At 61.4% G+C, this 21,275-nt stretch carries 20 protein-coding genes; 6 read left to right on the top strand and 14 right to left on the bottom strand.

Features of this window, described 5'->3' with window-relative positions:
• The first annotated feature begins 62 nt into the window (after positions 1 to 62).
• Both BM382_RS11250 and BM382_RS11245 read left to right on the top strand, forming a co-directional pair.
• The gene (locus BM382_RS11250; protein ID WP_019092890.1) at positions 63 to 1,544 is read left to right on the top strand and encodes a methyl-accepting chemotaxis protein; all 1,482 of its coding nucleotides are present in this window, start codon (positions 63 to 65) and stop codon (positions 1,542 to 1,544) included.
• Between the two features lie 119 nt (positions 1,545 to 1,663).
• Positions 1,664 to 2,026: a terminase gene (locus BM382_RS11245; protein WP_026019949.1), complete on the top strand. Its 363-nt coding sequence runs from the start codon at positions 1,664 to 1,666 to the stop codon at positions 2,024 to 2,026.
• 4 nt (positions 2,027 to 2,030) lie between these two features.
• On the opposite strand, the gene BM382_RS11240 is transcribed toward BM382_RS11245, so the two are convergent.
• From BM382_RS11240 to BM382_RS11230, 3 genes are all read right to left on the bottom strand, one after another.
• A complete protein-coding gene (locus BM382_RS11240) occupies positions 2,031 to 2,828 on the bottom strand; it encodes an acyl-CoA thioesterase (protein WP_011062561.1) in 798 nt (265 codons plus the stop codon).
• A gap of 109 nt (positions 2,829 to 2,937) precedes the next feature.
• Positions 2,938 to 3,705, bottom strand: coding sequence for a CHAD domain-containing protein (locus tag BM382_RS11235; protein ID WP_072442850.1), 768 nt, complete (start codon positions 3,703 to 3,705; stop codon positions 2,938 to 2,940).
• 143 nt (positions 3,706 to 3,848) lie between these two features.
• Entirely contained in the window at positions 3,849 to 4,127 is a 279-nt protein-coding gene (locus BM382_RS11230) for a hypothetical protein (protein ID WP_011062563.1), read from the bottom strand.
• A 219-nt stretch (positions 4,128 to 4,346) separates the two neighbouring features.
• Here BM382_RS11230 and BM382_RS11225 point away from each other — a divergent pair, with 219 nt between their 5' ends.
• Positions 4,347 to 5,381: a patatin-like phospholipase family protein gene (locus BM382_RS11225; protein WP_011062564.1), complete on the top strand. Its 1,035-nt coding sequence runs from the start codon at positions 4,347 to 4,349 to the stop codon at positions 5,379 to 5,381.
• A 15-nt stretch (positions 5,382 to 5,396) separates the two neighbouring features.
• On the opposite strand, the gene BM382_RS11220 is transcribed toward BM382_RS11225, so the two are convergent.
• The 6 genes from BM382_RS11220 to kdpF all read right to left on the bottom strand — a co-directional run bounded on the left by BM382_RS11220 (position 5,397) and on the right by kdpF (position 13,440).
• Positions 5,397 to 6,092, bottom strand: a complete 696-nt coding sequence (locus tag BM382_RS11220) for a response regulator (RefSeq protein ID WP_011062565.1) — start codon at positions 6,090 to 6,092, stop codon at positions 5,397 to 5,399.
• Positions 6,093 to 6,193: 101 nt separating this feature from the next.
• Positions 6,194 to 8,845 (bottom strand): sensor histidine kinase, encoded by a 2,652-nt coding sequence (locus BM382_RS11215; RefSeq protein WP_015636554.1) that lies wholly within the window; start codon positions 8,843 to 8,845, stop codon positions 6,194 to 6,196.
• Positions 8,846 to 8,968: 123 nt separating this feature from the next.
• Positions 8,969 to 9,514, bottom strand: a complete 546-nt coding sequence (gene kdpC / locus BM382_RS11210) for a potassium-transporting ATPase subunit KdpC (RefSeq protein ID WP_065365465.1) — start codon at positions 9,512 to 9,514, stop codon at positions 8,969 to 8,971.
• Between the two features lie 35 nt (positions 9,515 to 9,549).
• Positions 9,550 to 11,634 carry a potassium-transporting ATPase subunit KdpB gene (kdpB, locus tag BM382_RS11205; protein WP_072442945.1) on the bottom strand — a complete coding sequence of 695 codons (2,085 nt, stop codon included), beginning with the start codon at positions 11,632 to 11,634 and terminating at the stop codon, positions 9,550 to 9,552.
• Between the two features lie 10 nt (positions 11,635 to 11,644).
• A complete protein-coding gene (gene kdpA, locus BM382_RS11200; RefSeq protein ID WP_072442848.1) occupies positions 11,645 to 13,339 on the bottom strand; it encodes a potassium-transporting ATPase subunit KdpA in 1,695 nt (564 codons plus the stop codon).
• An 11-nt stretch (positions 13,340 to 13,350) separates the two neighbouring features.
• Positions 13,351 to 13,440, bottom strand: a complete 90-nt coding sequence (gene kdpF, locus BM382_RS11195) for a K(+)-transporting ATPase subunit F (RefSeq protein ID WP_019092894.1) — start codon at positions 13,438 to 13,440, stop codon at positions 13,351 to 13,353.
• A gap of 342 nt (positions 13,441 to 13,782) precedes the next feature.
• On the opposite strand from kdpF, the gene eat reads away from it, so the two are divergent.
• Both eat and BM382_RS11185 read left to right on the top strand, forming a co-directional pair.
• Complete coding sequence (gene eat, locus BM382_RS11190; protein ID WP_011062570.1) at positions 13,783 to 15,147, top strand: ethanolamine permease; 1,365 nt, start codon at positions 13,783 to 13,785, stop codon at positions 15,145 to 15,147.
• A gap of 132 nt (positions 15,148 to 15,279) precedes the next feature.
• Positions 15,280 to 15,447, top strand: a complete 168-nt coding sequence (locus tag BM382_RS11185) for a DUF2897 family protein (RefSeq protein WP_011062571.1) — start codon at positions 15,280 to 15,282, stop codon at positions 15,445 to 15,447.
• 44 nt (positions 15,448 to 15,491) lie between these two features.
• Here BM382_RS11185 and BM382_RS11180 read toward each other — a convergent pair whose 3' ends face one another.
• Positions 15,492 to 16,343 carry an urea carboxylase-associated family protein gene (locus BM382_RS11180; RefSeq protein WP_011062572.1) on the bottom strand — a complete coding sequence of 284 codons (852 nt, stop codon included), beginning with the start codon at positions 16,341 to 16,343 and terminating at the stop codon, positions 15,492 to 15,494.
• 15 nt (positions 16,344 to 16,358) lie between these two features.
• Positions 16,359 to 17,012 carry a GntR family transcriptional regulator gene (locus BM382_RS11175; protein ID WP_041119412.1) on the bottom strand — a complete coding sequence of 218 codons (654 nt, stop codon included), beginning with the start codon at positions 17,010 to 17,012 and terminating at the stop codon, positions 16,359 to 16,361.
• A 192-nt stretch (positions 17,013 to 17,204) separates the two neighbouring features.
• On the opposite strand from BM382_RS11175, the gene BM382_RS11170 reads away from it, so the two are divergent.
• Complete coding sequence (locus tag BM382_RS11170; protein WP_072442838.1) at positions 17,205 to 17,765, top strand: TetR/AcrR family transcriptional regulator; 561 nt, start codon at positions 17,205 to 17,207, stop codon at positions 17,763 to 17,765.
• Between the two features lie 25 nt (positions 17,766 to 17,790).
• On the opposite strand, the gene BM382_RS11165 is transcribed toward BM382_RS11170, so the two are convergent.
• From BM382_RS11165 to BM382_RS11155, 3 genes are all read right to left on the bottom strand, one after another.
• Positions 17,791 to 18,585, bottom strand: coding sequence for an SDR family NAD(P)-dependent oxidoreductase (locus tag BM382_RS11165; protein WP_072442836.1), 795 nt, complete (start codon positions 18,583 to 18,585; stop codon positions 17,791 to 17,793).
• 201 nt (positions 18,586 to 18,786) lie between these two features.
• The gene (locus BM382_RS11160; protein WP_065365461.1) at positions 18,787 to 19,116 is read right to left on the bottom strand and encodes a ComEA family DNA-binding protein; all 330 of its coding nucleotides are present in this window, start codon (positions 19,114 to 19,116) and stop codon (positions 18,787 to 18,789) included.
• A gap of 111 nt (positions 19,117 to 19,227) precedes the next feature.
• Positions 19,228 to 21,225, bottom strand: coding sequence for a polysaccharide biosynthesis protein (locus BM382_RS11155; protein ID WP_170866323.1), 1,998 nt, complete (start codon positions 21,223 to 21,225; stop codon positions 19,228 to 19,230).
• Positions 21,226 to 21,275: the final 50 nt, after the last annotated feature.

The following is a 21,275-nucleotide window of genomic DNA, read 5'->3' as shown; positions in this document are numbered from 1 at the left end:
TCATGGCGGCACAATAATGGCACCTTGCCAATACTGTTTCGCTCAATCAGAGAAGACCTTCCATGGGTGCCTGGCTTAGCAATATCTCGCTGAAGTACAAATTCTGGGCGGTCAATGCAGTCGCCTTCGTCACCACCTTGTTATTGGTGCTGTACGCCGTGCAACTGGAGCAACAGGCTCGCAGCCAGACAGCCCAGGCTGCCGCCCAGGCCGAGGCGAGGCTGCTCGGCGCCTGGCCCGTCGGACAGGCGCTGCCCAGCGCCGAACACCTGCTGTATTTCTCCCGGGGGCAGACCCCCAGCCTCAACGAGCAGACTCTCAGCGAACTCAATGGCGCCAACGGCTGGGTCGAGCTCAACCCGATGCCGCTGTTCGGTGAAAACCCGCTACTGGGCGCTGACGTGATCCAGCGCGCCGACGGCCAGCAGGTCGCCGTACTGGCCTACGCCCCTAGCCTGGCCCAGGTCTTCAGCGATCGTTTCACCAATTACGCCGTCGCAGTGTTCATCCTGATGTTCGCCATGCTCTGCGCCTCGCAGTTGCTGATCCGTTTTCTCCTCAGCCAACTCAACACCCTCAAGGACGTCATGCTGCACGTGGAGAAGACCGGCGACCTGTCTGCTCGCGTGCCGCTGTCCTGCAAGGACGAGGTGGGTCAGATGGCCAGCGCCTTCAATGCCATGCAGGCCGGATACCAGCGGGTAGTCAATACCGTGGCCAATACCGCCCGACAGCTGGACCAGGGCGCCGCACGCCTGGCCTCGAGCATGAACGATGTACGCCACGGCATGCTCGGCCAGCAGAGCGAAACCGATCAGGCCGCCACGGCCATCAACGAGATGTCCGCCACCGTCTATCACATCGCCCAGCATGCCGGTGCCACCCGGGACCTGTCGCAGACCGCCGACACCCTGGCCGGTACCGGCCATGAAGTGGTGGGCCGGGTGCAGAAATCCATCGCCGGGCTTTCCAATGGCGTGCAGCAGACCGCCGAGATGATTCAGAAGCTCGCCGAGGACAGCCAGAAGATCAATGGCGTGGTCAACGTTATCCACAGCATCGCCGAGCAGACCAACCTGCTGGCACTCAATGCCGCCATCGAAGCCGCTCGAGCAGGGGAAATGGGCCGCGGTTTTGCCGTGGTAGCAGATGAAGTGCGCAACCTGGCGAAGCGTGTACAGACCTCCACCGACGAGATCACCAGCATGGTCTCGGCCCTGCAGGCCGGCACCCGGGATGCCGTGGATTTCATGCAGGAAAGCTCGTTCAAGGCCGATGACTGCGTGCAACAGGCCCAGGAAGCCGGCGCGGCACTGGCGGAAATAACCGGCGCCGTAGCCCAGATGCGCGAAAGCAACACGCAGATCGCTGTTGCAGCGGAACAGCAGAGCCAGGTAGCGGAAGAAATGAACCGGGCGGTGGTGAGCATTCGCGATGTCACCGAGAACACCGTGCAACAGACCGTTGCCTCGGCCACCACCAGCAGTGAACTGGCGACCCTGGCTGGTGAGTTGAGCAAAGCCATAGGCCAGCTGAAACTCTGATCCGAGTGCCTCTACCCCCCTCTACTGGCTATCGCACCGATAGCCAGCCTTGATTCGCCGCCATCCCAACTGGCCCCTATCCTTGGTTCATGAGTCTTCAAGAACTAAGGATGATCATCATGGGCAAACGTCACCCCAACCTCCCCGCCTGGCAATGGCGCGTCTACCCGCAGAATCACCAGCACCCTGCCAATCTGGTATTGCACCTGATTGCCGTACCGCTATTCATCATCGGCTTTCTGCTGATTGTTTCGGGCGTGTTTTCCTTGAGCTTCCTGAGCCTGGCCATCGGTGTGGTCGGCATCCTCGCAGCCCTGGGCCTGCAGCGCCACGGACACAGCCTGGAGGCCCAGGCCGCCGAGCCCTTCAGTGATCGCAAGGATGCCGTGCAACGGCTGCTGGTGGAACAGTTCGTGACCTTTCCGCGCTTTGTCCTGAGCGGTGCCTGGTGGCGTGCCTGGTTGCAGCGCCACCGGCACTGATGGCTCAGGCGAAGATGGTCACCGTCTGGCGGCTCAGGGCGATCAATTGGCCCTCAGCATTCCACAAGGCCGCTGCCGCATGCCCGTAGCCGTCACGCGCGTGTTCGATTTCCACCCGGTACTTGCACCAGTCCAGAGTGCTCAGTTCCAGCAACGGCTGGACGAACTCGATGGTCCAGGTCAGGGTGCTGCCCGCAGCGGGCTTGGTCAGGTGCGGCAACAGCGCCGGCGGCCAGGCATCCACCAGCGCCAGGATATGCGCCTCGGTGACCGGTTCTTCCTTCACATCCCCACGCAAGCGCACCCAACCGCCCATGTCGCGGGAACGATTGCCGGTGAATGGCAGGCCACCGATGCTCCAGCGCATTGCCAGATGACGCATGAACTCCGGCGTCACGCCCTGGATATAAGGCAGCTCCTGGCAGTCATCCCAGTGTTTCATTTCGGGCGCTGGTTCGGCGGCCACACTGACGGACGATTCACGGGAAGCGCCAAAACTGCCCTGCACCAGAGTCACCACCTGACCCTCCTGCATGACCCGCCCCAGTACCTGGCTGACGGCCTTGCCTTCGCGCAGCACATCCACCTCGAAACTGACCGGCACATCTGGCGCCACCGGGCCGACAAAGGTGACCGCCAGCGACCGCACGGGGCGGTCCGCCGCAACCTTGGCCCGCATCGCTTCATACTGCAGAGCAACCACCAGGCCACCGAAACTGGCGCGCCCCTGGGCCCATTCCGCCGGAATGGTCAGCGCCTGGGGCTGGCCGCGAACGGCTTCGAGCAAATCGTAGAAACGCATGAAAACCTCGGGGGACAAAAAATAGACTGAGGGATCTTAACCAGCGTCGCAGAGCCACACAGCCATTATTCCGGCCAAAGCAGCGGACAGATAAGCCGCCCTTTGGCCTTCACCGCTTGAAGCAATCGCGATGCAGTTGCTCCAGCACCTGATCGGAGCGGGCCTCGGCCTTGAGCATGGTTCTGCGCCAGACCGCCACACAGGGCAGTAAATCCAGTTGCTGCTCGGCCTGGGCCAGCCATTGCCAGCAATCATGCCAATCGCCCAGGGCGCTCTGAGCCGCCTTGAGGCGCTTCATCGCCTGGGAGGGCAAGCGATCCAACTCGGGATAGGCATCGGCGGCGTAACGCACCCGCTTGATCAGCAGACGCAGGCGATGACGGTCGTGGGCAGGGTCCAGCAGCGCCTGGCCCAAGGCTTTCCACTGTTTGGCCAGGCGTTTTTCGATACTGCCGCGCAGGCCCCGCAGCAAACCTTGGCGCTCAGAGGCCCGGAGGAACCTGGGGAAGGCATCCAGCACCAGAAACAACTGCGCCAATTCCGCCCCCGCGGCCACTGCCGAGCACTCATGCAACAGTTGTGAGGTACGACGGTCGGCAGCAGCATGCTGGCCATGCTGATGCAGATAGGCCGCCAATACTTCACGATCACGAATCGGCGTGGTCACCCGCCCCACTTCGCTGGCCGCGGCTTCCAGTTGCTCCACTCCGGGCAGGCCACGCAACGGGCGCAACAGGCTGCGCAAGCGTCGCACACTGATGCGCAGATCATGCAAGGCCTCGGCATCCGTGGCGGCCGACAAGCGGGCCTGACAAGCCAGCAAACTCACTTCCAGGCCCAGAACCTGAGCCACCAAACGATCAACCAAGGCAGACATCAAGGCTTCCCCAACACGAGTCAAAAGCCTGACTTCGGCTTATCCAGTTCCAAGATTGGCACCGCGAACCGGCGACAGGCATTGCGCCAGATCATTCAGGTTCGCGGTGATGATTGTCGGACCAGCTTAGCGGCTGTCGCGGCTCAGCGCCCGGCCCGGGACTCACGAATGTAGAAACGCGCCTTCTCGGCCTTGTTGGTGCAGCCTTCGAAGGCTTCGAACTGCTGCTGGGTCTTGGCGCCGGTCAGCAGCGACAATGCCTTGGAGTAGCTCACGGTGCCAGCGAAACCTTCGGCCTTGGCCAGGTCCAGCTCGTGCCAGGCAGCGTCCAGCTGCGTGCCGCAACTGTCACGGTAGGCAGTCTTGCCTGCACAACCGGTCAATACCAACGCAATCAGGGGCAGGCAGATCCAGGCTTTCATCGATGACACCTCAAGATAGGGAAAACAGTCGTACAGGTTAAGACGATGGCCGCAGGAAAAAGTGCCAGTCCCACCCCTTGGAAAATATAGCTGCAGGAGCATAGCCTCGCGGCCCCGGCGGCCCTAGAAAAAAACTCACAGGCCCCGCAGCGCATCAGCAATTGAACCACGAGGCGCTATGGGTGCATTGTTGCAGCCTGTTTGTCGAAGGGACGAATCATGAGCAAACGTGTCGCATTGGTCCTTGGGTCGGGGGGCGCTCGCGGTTACGCCCATATCGGCGTCATCGAGGAAATCGAAAAACGCGGTTATGACATCGCCTGCATTGCCGGCTGCTCGATGGGCGCGGTGGTCGGCGGCATCTACGCCGCAGGTAAGCTCGCCGAGTACCGGGAATGGATCGAAAGCCTGGACTACCTCGACGTGCTGCGCCTGGTGGACGTGAGCTTTCGGCTGGGGGCGATTCGCGGCGAGAAAGTCTTCGGCCAGATCCGCAAGATCGTCGGCGAAGTGAACATCGAAGACCTGCGCATCCCCTATACCGCCGTCGCCACCGACCTGACCAACCAGCAGGAAATCTGGTTCCAGGAAGGCTGCCTGCATCAGGCCATGCGTGCTTCCGCCGCGATCCCCAGCCTGTTCACCCCGGTCATGCAGGGCAACCGCATGCTGGTGGACGGCGGCCTGCTCAACCCGCTGCCCATCGTTCCGGTGGTTTCCAGCCACTGCGACCTGATCATTGCGGTGAACCTCAACTCCACCAACCAGCGCCACTACCAGTTACCGGTAATCCAGCGCCCACCCGCGTTCAAGAGCCGCTTTGACAGCCTGATCAACTCCCTGGGCTCACACCTGCCGTTTCGCCGCAAGCAGGCCGAACAACTGCTACTGCTCGAGCAGGAAGCCTTCAAGAGCGAAGCCGCGGAGATCAATCCATGGGTCGAGGGCGCCGAACCGGAAGCCCAGCAACCGGCCGCCGCGCCGCAAACCGACGGCGCGCCGAAATCCGCCAGCGGCTCCTTCATCATCGACAACGTCGGCCCGGCGTCATTGCTGGACCTAGTCAACCAGAGCTTCGAGGTCATGCAGACCTCCCTGGCGCAGTACAAGATCGCCGGTTACCCGCCGGATATCCTCATCAACGTGCCCAAGCGCGTCTGCCGCTTCTTCGAGTTCTACAAGGCGCCGGAGCTGATCGCCCTGGGCCGTGAGATTGCCAGCGATACCCTGGACCGCTACGAGCAGGACCAGTAGCGAAAGGCCGCAAACTCAGGAATCGGCGCCCAGCAAGCGGTAGCCGACCCCCGCCTCGGTGACGATGAAGCGTGGCCGGGTCGGATCGTCCGCCAGCTTCTGGCGCAAGTGCCCGACCACGATCCGCAGGTAATGACTGTCCTCGGTGTGGGTCGGGCCCCAGATGTCCTTGAGCAGTTGCTGCTGGGTAATCACCCGCCCCGGGTGCCGCGCCAGCTGGGCCAGCACCGCATATTCCTTGCGGGTCAGGGCCACTTCGACACCGTCCAGCAGCACCCGCCGATAAGCCAGGTCGACCGTCAGCGGCCCCACTTGCAACGCCGCCTCCTGCACTTCCCCGCTCGGCGCCTGGCGCAACAGGGCGCGAATCCGCGCCAGGAACTCCTGGATACCGAAAGGCTTGGTCACATAGTCGTTGGCACCACCATCCAGCGCCTCGACCTTCTGCAGCTCGCTGGCACGCACCGAAAGCACCAGCACCGGCACCGCCGACCACTCGCGAAACTCGCGCAGCACCTGCTGCCCATCCATGTCCGGCAGCCCCAAATCAAGTACCAGCAGGTCCGGTTTGTTCAAGGCGGCCTGGGCCAGGCCTTCGGTGCCGGTCCCGGCTTCAATCACTTTGTATCCCTGGGACGCCAGGCTGATGCGCAGGAACTTGCGAATCTGCGGCTCGTCGTCGATGACCAGGATGGTCGCGGTCTGGCTCATGGTTTCAGTTCAAGACAAATTAAGAGGCAAAAGCGTAGCGCAAGGCATGCCGCATCCGTGTGGCGCTGACGCGGCAAGGCCGCAGCGCGTTCTACAGGTATTCACAGGTCGGACTCAAGCTCCGGCTGGGTCTGCAACGGCAGGTGCAAGGTGATGCATGTCCCCTTGCCGCCAATGCCCTCGGCGACACTGATATGCCCGCCATGGGCGCCGACCATGCCCTGGCAGATCGCCAGGCCCAGGCCGGTGCCTTGCCCGCCGCGGTCGCCACGGGCAGCGGTGTAGAACATGTCGAAGATCTTTGCCCGCTCATCCTCGGGAATCCCCGGGCCCTCATCACTGACGGCGAAGCTCAATTCCTGCTCGCTGGCACTGACTTTCAACTGCAGATGGCCCTGGGGTGGCGAGAAGCGGGCAGCATTCTCCAGCACATTGACCAGCGCCTGCTCGATCAGCGCCGCATGGACGTAAAGCAAGGGCAAGTCCGCTGGCAGTTCGGTGGCCACTTGCAACGGCGCCAGCACCGCCCGCAGGCGGTTCAGGGCACTGCCGACGATATCCCCCGGCGCGACCCAGTCCCGGGCCAGCTTCAGGGCCCCATGGCCGAGCCGGGTCATGTCCAGCAGGTTCTGTATATAGCGGTCCAGGCGCTCGGCCTCATCCCGCGTGCCCTCCAGCAGCTCTCGCCGATCTTCCAGGGGGATCGCTTCCCCCAGGGCCAGCAGGCTGTCGATACTGCCGCGCATTGAGGTCAGCGGTGTGCGCAGGTCATGGGATACCGAAGCCAGCAAGGCGCTGCGCAACTGTTCGGTCTCCCCGTGCAGCCTCGCCGCTTCCAGGTCCTCGGCCAGCCGCGCCCGTGCCAGGGCCTGGGCCAGTGGCTGGCTGAGCGCAGTGAGCAGGCGCCGGCGCTGGCCGCTGAACTCCTCGCCCTCACGGGGGCAGACACCGAGCAACCCCAGGGGCCCGTCATCCACCGACAGCGGCCACCACCACCATCGACCAAAGGGCAAGGTCCCGGTGCCCAGCCCCGCCGGCTGGTCATGCTGCCAGGCCCAGTCGGCCGCCGCGCGCTCGGCCTCGGAGAACTGCGGCGAACCACCGGTCTCGACTTTCCATCCACCCTGCCCGTCGCGGTTGATCAGGCAGACACGCAACTCGTCGCGACCATTCAAATGCTGGGCCGCGGCGCTGATCACCGCTTGTCGGTCAGTGGCGGCAGTCAACTTGCGCGACAGGTCCAGGAGCTCGCCGGTTTCCTCCTGGGTATCGCGCAAGGCCTGCAACTGCCGGCGCTGGCGGGCCGCCAGATTGCCGGTCAGCGCGGCCATGAGCAGGAAGAACAGCAGGGTCAGTACATCTTCTTCCCGCTGGATGGCCAGGGAGAAGTTCGGCGGAATGAACAGGAAGTCATAACTGAGAAAGGACAGCGCCGCGCAAGCCAGGGCCGGCCCCAGGCTGCTGCGCACTGCCACCAGCAGCACCGCGGCGAGGAACACCAGGGAGATGTTCGGCAACGGCAGGACACTGGCCACCCCCCAGGCCAGGGCGCTGGCCAGGAGGGTGGCCAGGACTGCCAGGACGTAGTCGAACCAGATCAGCGAATGCTTGACCCGCAGGCCCGGCTGATGGGGCTGGGGCTCGCTGTCCAGGACATTGATCTCCAGGCCATCGGCATTGCGCAGCAAGCGCGCCGCCAAGCCGCCACCGAACCAGCGCCGGCGCCAGCGGCGCCTGGACTGCCCCACCAGCAGCAGGCTGGCGCGACGCTCCGCGGCGTGCTGGATCAAGGTCTTGGCCACCTCGCCGGCGCGCAACAGGACCACTTCCCCGCCCAGGCGCTCGGCCAGTTGTTGAGCAGCCTGCAAGCGCAAGCGTGCCTGCTCGTCGCGCAACCGGCCGTTATCCACATGCACCAGGCTCCAGGGCAGGTGGCGACGCTGAGCCACACGGCTGGCGTGACGGACCAGCCGCTCGGCCTGGGCATCGCCGTCGATACCCACCAGCAGCCGCCCGCGCACCGCCGGTGCCGCCTGCCCCAACTGGCGATAGCCCTGGGCCAGGTCGTTGTCCACCTGGGCGGCGGCGGTCTGCATCGCCAGTTCGCGCAGGGCGGTGAGGTTGGTCTGGGTGAAAAATGCATCGATGGCCGCCCGCGCCTGCTCCGGCACGTAGACCTTGCCGTCCCGCAAACGCTCCAGCAGCTCTCGGGGCGGCAAGTCCACCAGCAGCAACTCATAGGCCTCTTGCAACACCCAGTCAGGCAGGGTTTCGCGCACCTGGACCCCGGTAATGCCGCGCACCTGGTCATTGAGGCTTTCCAGGTGCTGGACATTGACCGTGGTGAAGACGTCGATCCCGGCCGCCAGCAACTCCTGAATGTCCTGCCAGCGCTTGGCGTGCCGGCTGCCCGGGGCATTGCTGTGGGCCAGTTCGTCCACCAGTACCAGCTTGGGCTTGGCCTTGAGCAGGCCGTCGAGGTCCATTTCCTCCAGCAATACGCCACGGTATTCCGAACGCACCAAGGGCTGCTGGGGCAGCCCGCTCAACAAGGCTTCGGTCTCAGCGCGGCCATGGGTCTCCACCACCCCGGCAAGCACCTTGACCCCTTGGCGCAGTTGGCTATGGGCCGCCTGGAGCATGGCGTAGGTCTTGCCAACCCCGGGGGCGGCGCCCAGGAACACCTTGAGCCGGCCGCGGCCGTCCCGTGGCAGCTCGGCTAGCAGCGCGTCGGCTCGACCGGAATCACTCATGGGTTATCTCTCTGCGACAAGACATTCGGTTCAATCTGCGCTCACTTCAGTTGCGTTTGCCAGCGCTCCCTGGGGCTGGAAGCCCCCGCGGGGCATTTTGCAGCCTCGCAGGTTCGGCAGCGGCTACAGCTGTTCCAGGGCCAGGTTCAGGGCCAGTACATTGACCACCGGCGGCCCCACCAGCGGCTGCTCCATATGGGCGTCCACCAGGGCCTGCAACTTGGCTGGCGACAGGTTGCGCGCCGCCGCGACCCGCGCCAGTTGATAGTCAATTGCCTGCGGTGGCAAGTGTGGATCGAGGCCGCTGCCCGAAGTGGTCAGCAATGCCAGGGGCACCGGCCCCTGCCCCGGTACCAGGAGCTTGCCGGCATCCTCGATCACCCTCGTGGCCAGGGCCGGGTTGCTCGGCGCCAGGTTGCTGGCAGAGCTGGATACCGTGGCAAAGGCCCCCGCCGAAGGGCGCGGATGGAACCAGGCATCACCGACGAAATCCTGGGCGATCAGGGCCGAACCCCGCACCCTGCCGTCGGCATCGCGCACCAGGCTGCCATTGGCCTGTTCCGGGAAGGCCAACTGGGCCACGCCGGTCACCACCAGGGGATAGGCCACACCGGTGATCAGGGTCATCAACACAATCAGGCTCAAGGCCGGACGCACTACGCTAGTCATTTCTCACTCCTCGATTCGTTCAGATCTGCAGGCCGTTACACCAGGTGCAGCGCGGTCAACAGCATGTCGATCAGCTTGATCCCGACAAAGGGCACGACAATGCCACCCACGCCGTAGATCAACAGGTTGCGCCGCAGCAGGTGCGCGGCACTGGCCGCCTGTACCCGCACCCCACGCAATGCCAGGGGGATCAGCACCACGATGATCAGGGCGTTGAACACGATGGCCGAAAGGATTGCGCTCTGCGGGCTGGCCAGCCCCATGATGTTGAGCACCCCCAGCTGTGGATAAATCGCCGCGAACAGCGCCGGCAGGATGGCGAAGTACTTGGCCACGTCGTTGGCGATGGAGAAGGTGGTCAGGGCACCCCGGGTCACCAGCAGCTCCTTGCCGATCTGCACCACATCCAGCAGCTTGGTCGGGTCGCTGTCCAGGTCGACCATGTTGGCCGCCTCGCGCGCCGCCTGGGTGCCGTCGTTCATGGCCATGCCGACATCGGCCTGGGCCAATGCTGGTGCGTCGTTGGCGCCATCACCGCACATGGCCACCAGACGCCCGTCGTTTTGCTCGTGGCGAATGCGCGCCAGCTTCTTCTCCGGCGTGGCCTCGGCCAGCACATCGTCGACTCCGGCTTCGGCGGCAATGGCCGCGGCGGTCAGCGGGTTGTCGCCGGTCACCATCACGGTACGGATGCCCAGCTTGCGCAACTCGGCGAAACGCTCGCGAATGCCGGGCTTGACCACGTCCTTGAGGTGAATGGCGCCGAGCATCCGGCCCTCGGCACAGACCAGCAGCGGGGTGCCGCCGCTCTGGGCGATCTTGTCGATCTCCCGGGACAGGGCCGGTGCCAGCTCGCTGCGTTTGAGGCCGACGAAACTCAACACCGAATCCACTGCACCCTTGCGATAGACCCGGCCCTGGTAATCGACCCCGGACAGTCGGGTTTCAGCGCTGAAAGGCACTGCCGTCAGCAGATCGCTGCCCGGCTCGGGCTGTGGATAAAGCTCCCGCAGGTACTCGACGATGGACTTGCCTTCAGCGGTGTCGTCCGCCAGGGAGGCCATCAAGGCCGCTTCGGCCAGTACCTGGGCACTGACGCCCGGCGCCGGGTAGATGGCGCTGCAACGGCGGTTACCGAAAGTGATGGTGCCGGTCTTGTCCAGCAGCAACACGTGCACGTCACCCGCCGCCTCCACCGCACGCCCGGACTTGGCGATCACGTTCAAGCGCACCAGGCGGTCCATCCCGGCGATCCCGATGGCCGAGAGCAGGCCGCCGATGGTGGTGGGGATCAGGGTCACCAGCAGCGCCACCAGGAACACCAGCGGCAGGCTGCCATTGGCAAAGTGGGCGAAGGGCTGCAGGGTCACCACCACCAGCAGGAAGATCAGGGTCAGGCCGATCAGCAGGATATCCAGGGCCACTTCGTTCGGTGTCTTCTGCCGCTTGGCACCTTCCACCAGAGCGATCATGCGGTCCAGGGTCGACTCGCCGGGGTTGCTGGTAATGCGCACCAGCAGCCAGTCGGAGACCAGCCGGGTATTGCCGGTCACCGCCGAACGGTCACCGCCGGATTCCCGGATCACCGGAGCCGATTCACCAGTGATTGCCGCTTCGTTGACCGCGGCGATACCTTCGATCACCTCGCCATCGCCGGGAATCATTTCGCCGGCTTCGACCCGCACCACGTCGCCTTTGCGCAGATTGACCGCTGGCACCAACTGATAGCTGCCGTCGCCGGCCCGGCGGCGGGCGCTCAAGCCCTCGCTACCGGCCTTGAGGCTGTCGGCGCGAGCCTTGCCGCGGCCTTCCGCCAGGGCCTCGGCGAAGTTGGCAAAGAGCACCGTGAACCACAGCCAGAGAGCAATCTGGGCGGCGACGAAGGTCGGCACTGCGGTGTCCGGAATGAAACACAGCACGGTGGTCAGGATCGCTGTCAGTTCCACCACCAGCATCACTGGCGAGCGCTGCAACTGGCGCGGGTCAAGCTTGACGAAAGCCTGGATCAGCGCCGGGCGCCACAGGGCAGAGATTGCGGTACTCGCCACGTCGGCCTTGGCCGGCTGGCTCTTGGCGAGCGCATCGGCGGCTTTGTTCGAGGCAGGAACATGCATATTCATCATCAGGTCCTCAGAAGCCCATGCTCAGATGTTCGGCGATTGGGCCCAGCGCCAGGGTCGGCAGGAAGGTCAGGCCGCCCACCAGCAAGATGGTCACGGTCAGCAAGGCCACGAACAGCGGGCCATGGGTGGGAAAACTGTTCTGGCCGATGGGTGCGGTCTTCTTCATCGCCAGGCTGCCGGCCAGGGCCAGCACCGGCAGGATGTAGCCGAAGCGACCGATCAGCATGCCCAGGCCCAGCATCAGGTTATGGAACGGGGTATTGGCGCTGAAGCCACCGAACGCCGAGCCGTTGTTGGCGCTGGCCGAAGTGTAGGCGTAGAGCAGTTGACTGAAGCCATGGGCCCCCGGGTTGCTGATGGCTGCTGCCGGCCCCGGCAAGCTGGCGGCCAGGGCGCCCAGCACCAGGACGCCGATGGGCATCACCATCAGGGTCACTACCAGCAACTGCACCTCCTTGGCCTGTAGCTTCTTGCCCAGGTATTCCGGGGTGCGACCGATCATCAGCCCGGCCAGGAACACTGCGATCAACACGTTCAGCAACATGCCGTAGAGGCCCGCGCCGACGCCGCCGAAGATCACTTCGCCGACCATCATGTTGATCAGCGCCACCATGCCGCTCAGCGGGTTGAGGCTGTCGTGCATGCCATTCACCGAACCGTTGGAGGCCGCAGTGGTGGTCACCGACCAGAGCACCGTGGCAGTGGTGCCGAAGCGGGCTTCCTTGCCTTCCATGGGCGCAGCCTGCTCTACCGCTGCGTTCTGCAACGCCGGGTTGGGTTGATACTCCGCCCACAGCGAGGTAGCACCGCCGATCAGGAACAAGGCGAACATGCAGGCGATGATCGCCCGGCTCTGACGCAGGTCCTTGACGTAATGGCCGAAGGTGAACACCAGGGCCACCGGAATCAGGATGATCGATACCAATTCGAACAGATTGCTCCAGGCCGTGGGGTTCTCGAACGGGTGCGCCGAGTTGACGCCGAAGAAACCGCCACCGTTGGTGCCCAACTGTTTGATGGCAATCTGACTGGCGGCCGGGCCCAGCGGAATGACCTGGTCATTGCCCTGCAGGGTCAGGGCATCCACGTAATGGGCAAAGGTCTGGGGTACGCCCTGCCAGACCAGGAACAGCGCCAGCAGCAGGCACAGCGGTAGCAGGCCGTAGAGGGTGGCGCGGGTCATATCGACCCAGAAGTTGCCCAGGGTGCGCACCGAACGCCGGCCAATGCCGCGGCACAAGGCAACCAGCACCGCCAGCCCGGTGGCAGCGCTGACGAAGTTCTGCACGGTAAGGCCGACCATCTGGCTGAGGTAGCTCAGGGAGGCTTCGCCGCTGTAGGACTGCCAGTTGGTGTTGGTCATGAAACTGACTGCGGTGTTGAACGCCAGCGTCCATTCCTGCCCCGGAAAATGCTGCGGATTGAGCGGCAGGTGATCCTGAAACAGCAAGATGGCAAACAGCAGGACAAACCCGGCCAGGTTGAAGGCCAGCAGAGCCAGGGTGTATTTCTGCCAGCTCTGCTCAACCTGTGGATCGACCCCGGAGATTCGATAGCAGACACGCTCCACCGGGCCCAGAACCGGGGTCAACCAGGTGCGCTGGCCCTCCATCACCCGGTAGTAGAAGCGCCCCAGCCAAGGTGCGGGCAACAGCACCAGAGCGAAGAAGGCGAGGATCAGCCAATAGTCATAACTGTGCATAACCGCAGCTCCTAGTTCCGATCCGCGCGCAGCAGCGCAACCAATAGATAAATGAACAGGCCCACTGCCAGCAGCAGCGACACCGCGTCCAGAATGTTCATGGAATGTCTCCGTGGTACGGCGATTGCCGCGAATGCAGGCATTGTCCGCAGGGTGCCTGTAAAGGAACGAGATCGACGGGGCGGGCAGCGCATAAAGAAAGCGTAAAGACTGGCGTCATCCAGCCTTTACGAGGGGCGATGAAGCGCATCGCTCGCCTCTAGAGCGCGGCTGCCCCGATGCGAGGCATCACGCCCCCATGCACTGAAGGTCAATAGTGCTAAAAATCGGCGAAACATCCTCGATACGACAGCTTTTCGTGCTTTACGACGGTGCTCCAGGAACTGGCATGGGCACTGCACAGAACAGCCGCGAGCACGTCCTAATCGTTCAGGGAGCAACCGATGAACACACAACTCAAGCCCACCTTGGGCACGCTGCATTTATGGGGCATCGCAGTCGGACTGGTGATTTCCGGGGAGTACTTCGGCTGGAGCTATGGCTGGGGCGTGGCAGGAACCCTGGGGTTTCTCGTGACCTCGCTGATGGTGGCGACCATGTATACCTGCTTTATATTCAGTTTCACCGAGCTGACCACGGCGATTCCCCACGCCGGCGGCCCGTTTGCCTACAGCCGTCGCGCCTTTGGTGAAAAAGGCGGCTTGATCGCGGGGCTGGCCACCCTGATCGAATTCGTCTTCGCCCCTCCCGCCATCGCCCTGGCCATCGGCGCTTACCTGAACGTGCAATTCCCGGCCCTGGATCCGAAACATGCCGCGGTTGGCGCCTACATCGTATTCATGGGCCTGAACATTCTCGGGGTGAAACTGGCAGCCACCTTTGAACTGGTGGTCTGCGTGCTGGCGGTGGCCGAACTCCTGGTGTTCATGGGCGTGGTGGCCCCGGCCTTCAGCTTCAGCAACTTCGCCCTCAACGGCTGGGCAGGCGCGGACGCCTTCGGCGCCCCGGCAATTGCCGGGATGTTCGCCGCCATTCCCTTTGCCATCTGGTTCTTCCTGGCCATCGAAGGCGCGGCCATGGCTGCCGAAGAAGCCAAGGACCCCAAGCGCACCATTCCCAAAGCCTATATCAGCGGCATCCTGACCCTGGTGCTGCTGGCCATGGGGGTGATGTTCTTCGCCGGCGGCGTGGGGGACTGGCGCAGCTTGTCGAACATCAACGACCCGCTGCCCCAGGCGATGAAGACCGTTGTGGGTGACAGTTCCGGCTGGCTGCACATGCTGGTATGGATCGGCCTGTTCGGCCTGGTGGCAAGTTTCCACGGGATCATTCTCGGCTACTCGCGCCAGTTCTTTGCCCTGGCCCGGGCCGGTTACCTGCCTGCCTCCCTGGCCAGGCTGTCGCGCTTTCAGACGCCACATCGGGCGATCATCGCCGGCGGCCTGATCGGCATCGCCGCCATCTACAGCGATGGCCTGATCAACCTTGGCGGCATGACCCTCACTGCCGCCATGATCACCATGGCGGTGTTCGGTGCCATCGTGATGTACATCATGAGCATGCTCAGCCTGTTCAAACTGCGCAGGGCGGAACCGAATCTGCCACGCAGCTTCCGCGCCCCGGGCTACCCGCTGGTGCCGGCCATCGCCCTGGCACTGGCCGCGGTCTGCCTGGTGGCCATGGCCTGGTTCAATGCCCTGATCGGCCTGATATTTCTGGTGTTCATGGCCCTGGGCTTCATCTACTTCCTGCTGACCGGGCAACTGCGGGCCGACGCGCCGGTGGACGCCATGCTCACCGGCCGTTGAACCGCGCTCTGCTCGCACCAGGCGGATCAGGCATACAATGGAACCACTGCGAAGCGCTTTAACTCAAAGCGTTATAGGCAGGCCCGAAGGCGAACCTTCGCCTGCGGGCTACTGCCCATTAAGGAGAGCCCTATGCCCTGGTATGCCTGGTTGATTCTGGTGGTTGCTATCGGTTCTATCGTTGGCGGCTTGATGATGCTGCGCGACACCGCCAACAAGGTCGAGCTGACCGATGAGCAACGCAAGCGCGTGGCCGAGCGCAACGCACAAATGGATGCCAAGGAAGCGCAGGATCGTTAAGCCTACAGCCCCTTCACCCTAACGTGCAGGGGCTGCCTGGAAGCTCAGCGCTCCCATTCGGCCTTGGCAATGTGCAACCCGTGCTGGCCCTTATAGGCTGCACGTTGCGGCTGGCTCCAGCCTTCGAGCAGCGATTCGTCCAGACGATAGATTTCCACTCCCAGTGGACGGCACACGCTTAACGGGTCCTGGGCTTCAGGCCCCCACATCGGCAAGGACAGATCTCCGCCCGGACAGGTCGACAATGCACAGAGCAGGTCGATTTCGGCGAAGAACTCCAGATAATCCCCCTTCTGCGCCGGGCAGGCCTTCATGAAGTACATGTCGTCATGGTTCAGGCCCGTGCACTGGAAGATGTTCAACACATCATGCACATCGAACTCGGTCAGGCCATGAGGCAGCACTGCCCGCGTCAGGTTGGAATGGCAGTGATGGTGAAAGTCCTCGCCGGTAAGCATGCGATTCACATAGGGGTCGCAACGGGTGCCCAGTAGATCGTGCAGGCGGCCACCATGCTCGTCGATGCCGTAATGGGCCAGGCTGTCATCGGTGATGGTCACCAGCGGCCGCAGAAAAGGCAGGTTCGACCAGAGCCGGTCGTGGGTACTGACATGCGCCCCCTGCAACTGCCGGGTGCGCGCAGCCCAGAGGCGCTCACGCGGATCGTTGGCATTCCATACGTTGAAGTCGCCCACCTGCGGCCCTACCGGGGTGGTCACCCGAAATACGTGCCCGGCGGGCACCTTCCAGGCGCGTCCGGTACGGATCGGAACCTCGAACTGCTCGATCAGATGGCGTTGGCCCTGATTGTGCCGAATGCGTTCGTAAAACGCCTTATCCACCTGTAGCGCCGAACCTTTGCTGACCTGATAAGCCGCTGGATAGTCTTTGTACATGGGTATCGCCCTCATTCAGTGACACAGGGATTGGTCGAGCATGTCCAACAGCAGGCGCTCCGAGTCGTCCAGGTACAACTCCATGGCCTCGATGGCGGCCGCCTTGTCACCCTCCAGAAGCCATTCATGGATCTGTCGGTCACGGACCAGCCAGGGCGCCTGAAACCGCGCCTCATCCGGCGCCGTACAAAACACCAGGCGCAACTGCGCCACCACGTTGGTGAAGAACTCATCGAATAGTGGCGAGCCCAGCAACCCCACCACATGCTGGTGAAAACGCAGGCCATGGGTTCCCACGGCGCGCCAGTCCTCGCGCTCCCGGGCAAGCTCCGCCGCTTCGATGGCATCGAGCATGCGATCGGACTGGTACTCGCGTAGCGGGCGAGCATTGGCGATGGCCTGCAACTCCAGGGTACGGCGCACTCGGAACAGATCCCGCACGTCATCAGCACCAAGGCGGCGGACCACCACGCCTTTGTGCCGCACGTACCAGGTCAGCCCTTCCTGCCCCAGGCGGTGCAGGGCTTCACGGATGGTATTGCGTGAGGCGTTATAGGCACTGACCAACTCGCTTTCCACCAGCGCCATTCCGGGCAATAAACGACCACCGATGATGTCAGCCCGCAGTTCCACAGTAATGTGGTCCGCCAGGGATAGTCCGTCGCTCATGGGGGCACCTCACGATTGTTCAACAATTCATGAACAGCAGGTAATCACTTATCGTGCCAACTTCAATCACCCCTTATGCCCTCACGAAAAGCTGTCGGGAAGCTGTCAACGCTGACAATCCCTGTCTAGAAGTAGGGGCATGATCTGATAATCCTTGGTTAAAATGGCCTTCTAGTTGCGGAGGTTTCTCAAATGCGTTACTCGCCAGACCATAAAGCCCAGACTCATCAACGCATTATCAAGGAAGCTTCAGAACGTTTTCGGCGTGACGGGATAGGTGCAACAGGTCTACAGCCCCTGATGAAAGCCCTGGGGTTGACCCATGGCGGCTTCTATTCCCACTTCAAGTCCAAGGATGAACTGGTAGAAGAAGCCCTGCGCGCCGCCGCCCAAGAGCTGGACGCCCATTGCGCTGCACTGTTCGCACAAGAGCATCCACTGCCAGCCTTTATCGATAACTACCTCTGCGAGTGGCACCAGAAGTCCCCTCATCAAGGCTGCCCGCTACCGACCATGAGCTCGGAACTCGGCCAGCGCGGACAACCCAGTGCGACTACAGATGAGGTGCTCAACACCAGGCTGGAACAACTAGAATCGGTGCTGGAAGGCGAACAGAAAGCCGAGCGAAGCCTGATGCTCATGTCCACCTTGGTCGGTGCACTCATGCTTTCTCGTAGCGTGGAAAACCCGGAGTTGGGAACTCGGATACTGGAGGTGGTTCGCGAGGGCCTGAAGGAACAGGAGCGGCGCTGAAGCGATCCGCTCCAACCTACTCTTCTTATTTATAGCGAGCGGCCGCACTGCTCCTGGACAGATTGGGGCCAAGAGCCAAGCGCGCCGCCACCAAAGCCTGCCAATCCGCAGGATCGGGTAGCGAAGGCAATGTAATCAACTCACCCTGATCCAAGCCGCTCAACGCCGCATCGACCATCTCCTGTACCTCCATCACCATTTCCGCCGGAATGGCCTTGGCATCAAGCCCTGAACGCTCCCAGATCTCGGTACGAGTGACACCCGGCAAGACAGCCTGTACACGAACCCCGCTGCCCTTCAACTCACCCTGCAGCGACTGAGTCAAACTGAGTACATATGCCTTGGTTGCACTATAAGTCGCGTTGAAACGCTCAGGAATCAAGGCCACCACCGAGGCAATATTGATAATCGCCCCACGCCCAGTCGCAGAGAAACTCGTTGCAGCCACCCCGGCCAGCCGGGTCAGTGCCACTACATTGAGCTGAATCATGTGCTCCATCTGATCCAGGTCGGCGCCAGCCAAAGCCCCGTTGGCAGCTACTCCCGCATTGTTCAGCAGCAAGCTGATACGGGAGTCGTCGCGCAAACGTTGCTCGACATTCAGTAAGTCCTTCTTGAGCGTCAAATCCGCCTTCAACACCTCCACTTGCACGTTATATTTATCGCTCAACGCATTGGCTGCCACCTTCAAACGTCCCTCATCCCGAGCAACCAGCAACAAATCAAAACCTCGCGCCGCCAGTCGCTCGGCATAAACCGCTCCAATACCGGATGAAGCCCCAGTGACCAATGCTGTACCTTGGGATTGAATCGAACTCATAGCTGGACTCCTGACAATGCATGAAAGTAATGAGCGCCTTCGGCCAGAAACATTTGGCGACCAAAAATATTATTACCATAATATTTTCGAGCCATCATGAAAATAATCAATCCGGGTAATAGAGATTCACTGTCAGCTACCCCACCCATGAAATGCAAAAGGCCGGTCAGAGACCGGCCTTCAAACGTTATGCGGAAGAACTCAATTGACTTCGAGCTTATCCAGATTTCGTTCCAGAATTGCCCTGCCAATCCCCTTGACCTCCAGCAACTCGTCCACCGAAGCAAAGGGTCCATTTTCTTCCCGATAAGCGACAATCGCCTTGGCCTTGGCAGCCCCCACCCCAAAAAGCTCGCGTTGCAGCACAGCCTCATCCGCCGTATTGAGGTTGACCTTGCTCGCTTGAATCGGCGCCTGCTCCGCCACTTGCGCAGAACCGGGCTGGGTCTGGGGACCCGGCGCTGCTTGAGTGACAAGTGCAAAGCTGGCGAGAAAAGCAAAGATCAATGAGGTGAAAAAAGAGTTACGCATAGTGACGCTCCATGACATCGAGTAAGGAAAGCAGCTTTCCAAAGCTGCCTTCCAAACCTAGGTTGATGCCACGAGCAAATCAAAAGCCAGAGAGTTACTGCTTATGTAGATTCAAGGTTTGAGACGACGCTGCTGATAGACCCAGTCGACGATTTCACCATCCGGTGTGTAGCCACTTACGGTCTCGCGAAGCAACTGGCGAACTCTTGCATAGTCGTCCAACTCAAGGGCTGCAAGGAGTTCAGCGAGCTTCAGCTTGAGTGTTTCCCACGGTAGATGATCCTCGTTGGCACTCATGATCATCGGGTGCTGAGTAGCGGCGACGTTGTCTCCAATCAGCAACTCTTCGTAAAGCTTTTCACCAGGCCGCAAGCCAGTAAATTCAATCGCGATATCACCATGAGGATTTTTCTCCGAGCGAACACTCAGCCCGGAAAGATGAATCATTTTTTCTGCCAGCTCGACAATTCTGACTGGCTCGCCCATATCCAATACAAATACGTCCCCGCCCTGCCCCATCGAACCTGCCTGAATGACCAATTGGGCAGCCTCTGGGATGGTCATGAAATAACGGGTGATCTTTGGATGCGTGACCGTCAACGGGCCACCAGACTTGATCTGCTTATGGAATAGCGGAATAACCGAACCTGAAGAGCCCAGTACATTCCCGAAACGGACCATGGTGAAACGAGTTTTATTAACCCGTGACACATTTGACAAATCATCGAACAGAACCGGGGCCAGTTCCTTGCTCAACGCCTGCAACGTAAGCTCCGCCAGTCGTTTGGTGCTACCCATGACATTGGTTGGGCGAACCGCCTTATCCGTAGAAATCAATACAAAGTTGGCTACACCACATTGCAGTGCGGCCTGCGCGGTATTGAGCGTCCCCATGACATTATTAAGTACACCTTCAGCGATATTATGTTCTACCATCGGAACATGCTTATATGCAGCGGCGTGATAAACCGTATCTACGCTCCAGGTTCTCATGACTGACAGCAACTTTTCGTAGTTGCGTACCGAACCAAGAATTGGCAATAGTTTTACAAGCCGAGACTCTCTCGATACCCGCAGTTCAAGTTCGGACAAGATACTGTAAAGATTGAACTCACTGTGATCGAGCAATATTAGCGTGCTAGGGCCCTGGAGCAGAATCTGCCGACAGAGCTCAGAACCGATAGACCCTCCAGCACCTGTCACCAGAACTGTCTGCCCCTTGATACAGTGGGCCAACAGGTCAACTTGAGCCGGGACCGCATCACGCCCAAGCAGGTCAGCTATGTCCACCTCTTGAATGTCATCGACTTTCACTCGGCCACTGGCCAGATCCATGAAACCGGGAACACTTCGTACATGTAAGGGGAACCCTTCCAAATACCCCAGAATCTCTCTTCGACGACTACGACTGGATGAGGGAATTGCCAGGAGAATCTCTTCTGCCCCCGTGTCATCAATCATTTGCTGCAAATGCTTGGGTTTATACACCTGCAGCCCGGCGATCATCCGATCAGCAATACTCCCGTCATCATCGATAAAGGCCACAGGACGCATCAACCGCCCCAATCGCAACGCCGCCACCAGTTGATTGCCTGCCGCTCCAGCACCGTAGATAGCCACCTTAGGCAGACCATCATCACGATTGGTAAAGGGTACATGCTGGGCGGTGGTGAACCAGTCACCAAGAAAGTACTGACGCATCGCCAGCCTAAGTCCGCCAATCATCACCATACTCAACCACCAATAGTTGAATACGATTGAGCGCGGCACCACGGTCTGGTGATTGCTATACACATAGACCACCAGCGCGAGAGTCAAAGCCGACAGGGTTACGGCCTTGACGATAGCAATAAGAGCATCGTTACCGAAGTAACGCATGACGGCGCGATACATCCCGAACCGAATGAACAGAGGAATGGCAACTATAGGAGCGCTGGCGAATAGCCAGAAATGCACAATGAAAGGATTGTTCAGATCGTCAAAACCCAACCTGACGACAAATGCCATCCATAGAGCGACCCACACCAGTAAAATGTCGGTGACCACCTGCAGCACCCTCTTCTGCCGCCGCGGGAGCCTCAACAGAAGTGTTCGTATCTTATCCATAATTCCTTTTTCGAACCTCGGCCTTCAGCCTCGATCTATGTTGCATACTGATG

The organism is Pseudomonas sp. NFPP25 (genome assembly GCF_900116505.1).
GTDB classification, from domain to species: domain Bacteria; phylum Pseudomonadota; class Gammaproteobacteria; order Pseudomonadales; family Pseudomonadaceae; genus Aquipseudomonas; species Aquipseudomonas protegens.
Note: the sequence above shows the minus strand (reverse complement) of the source record. Positions and strands in the feature narration are given on the sequence as shown.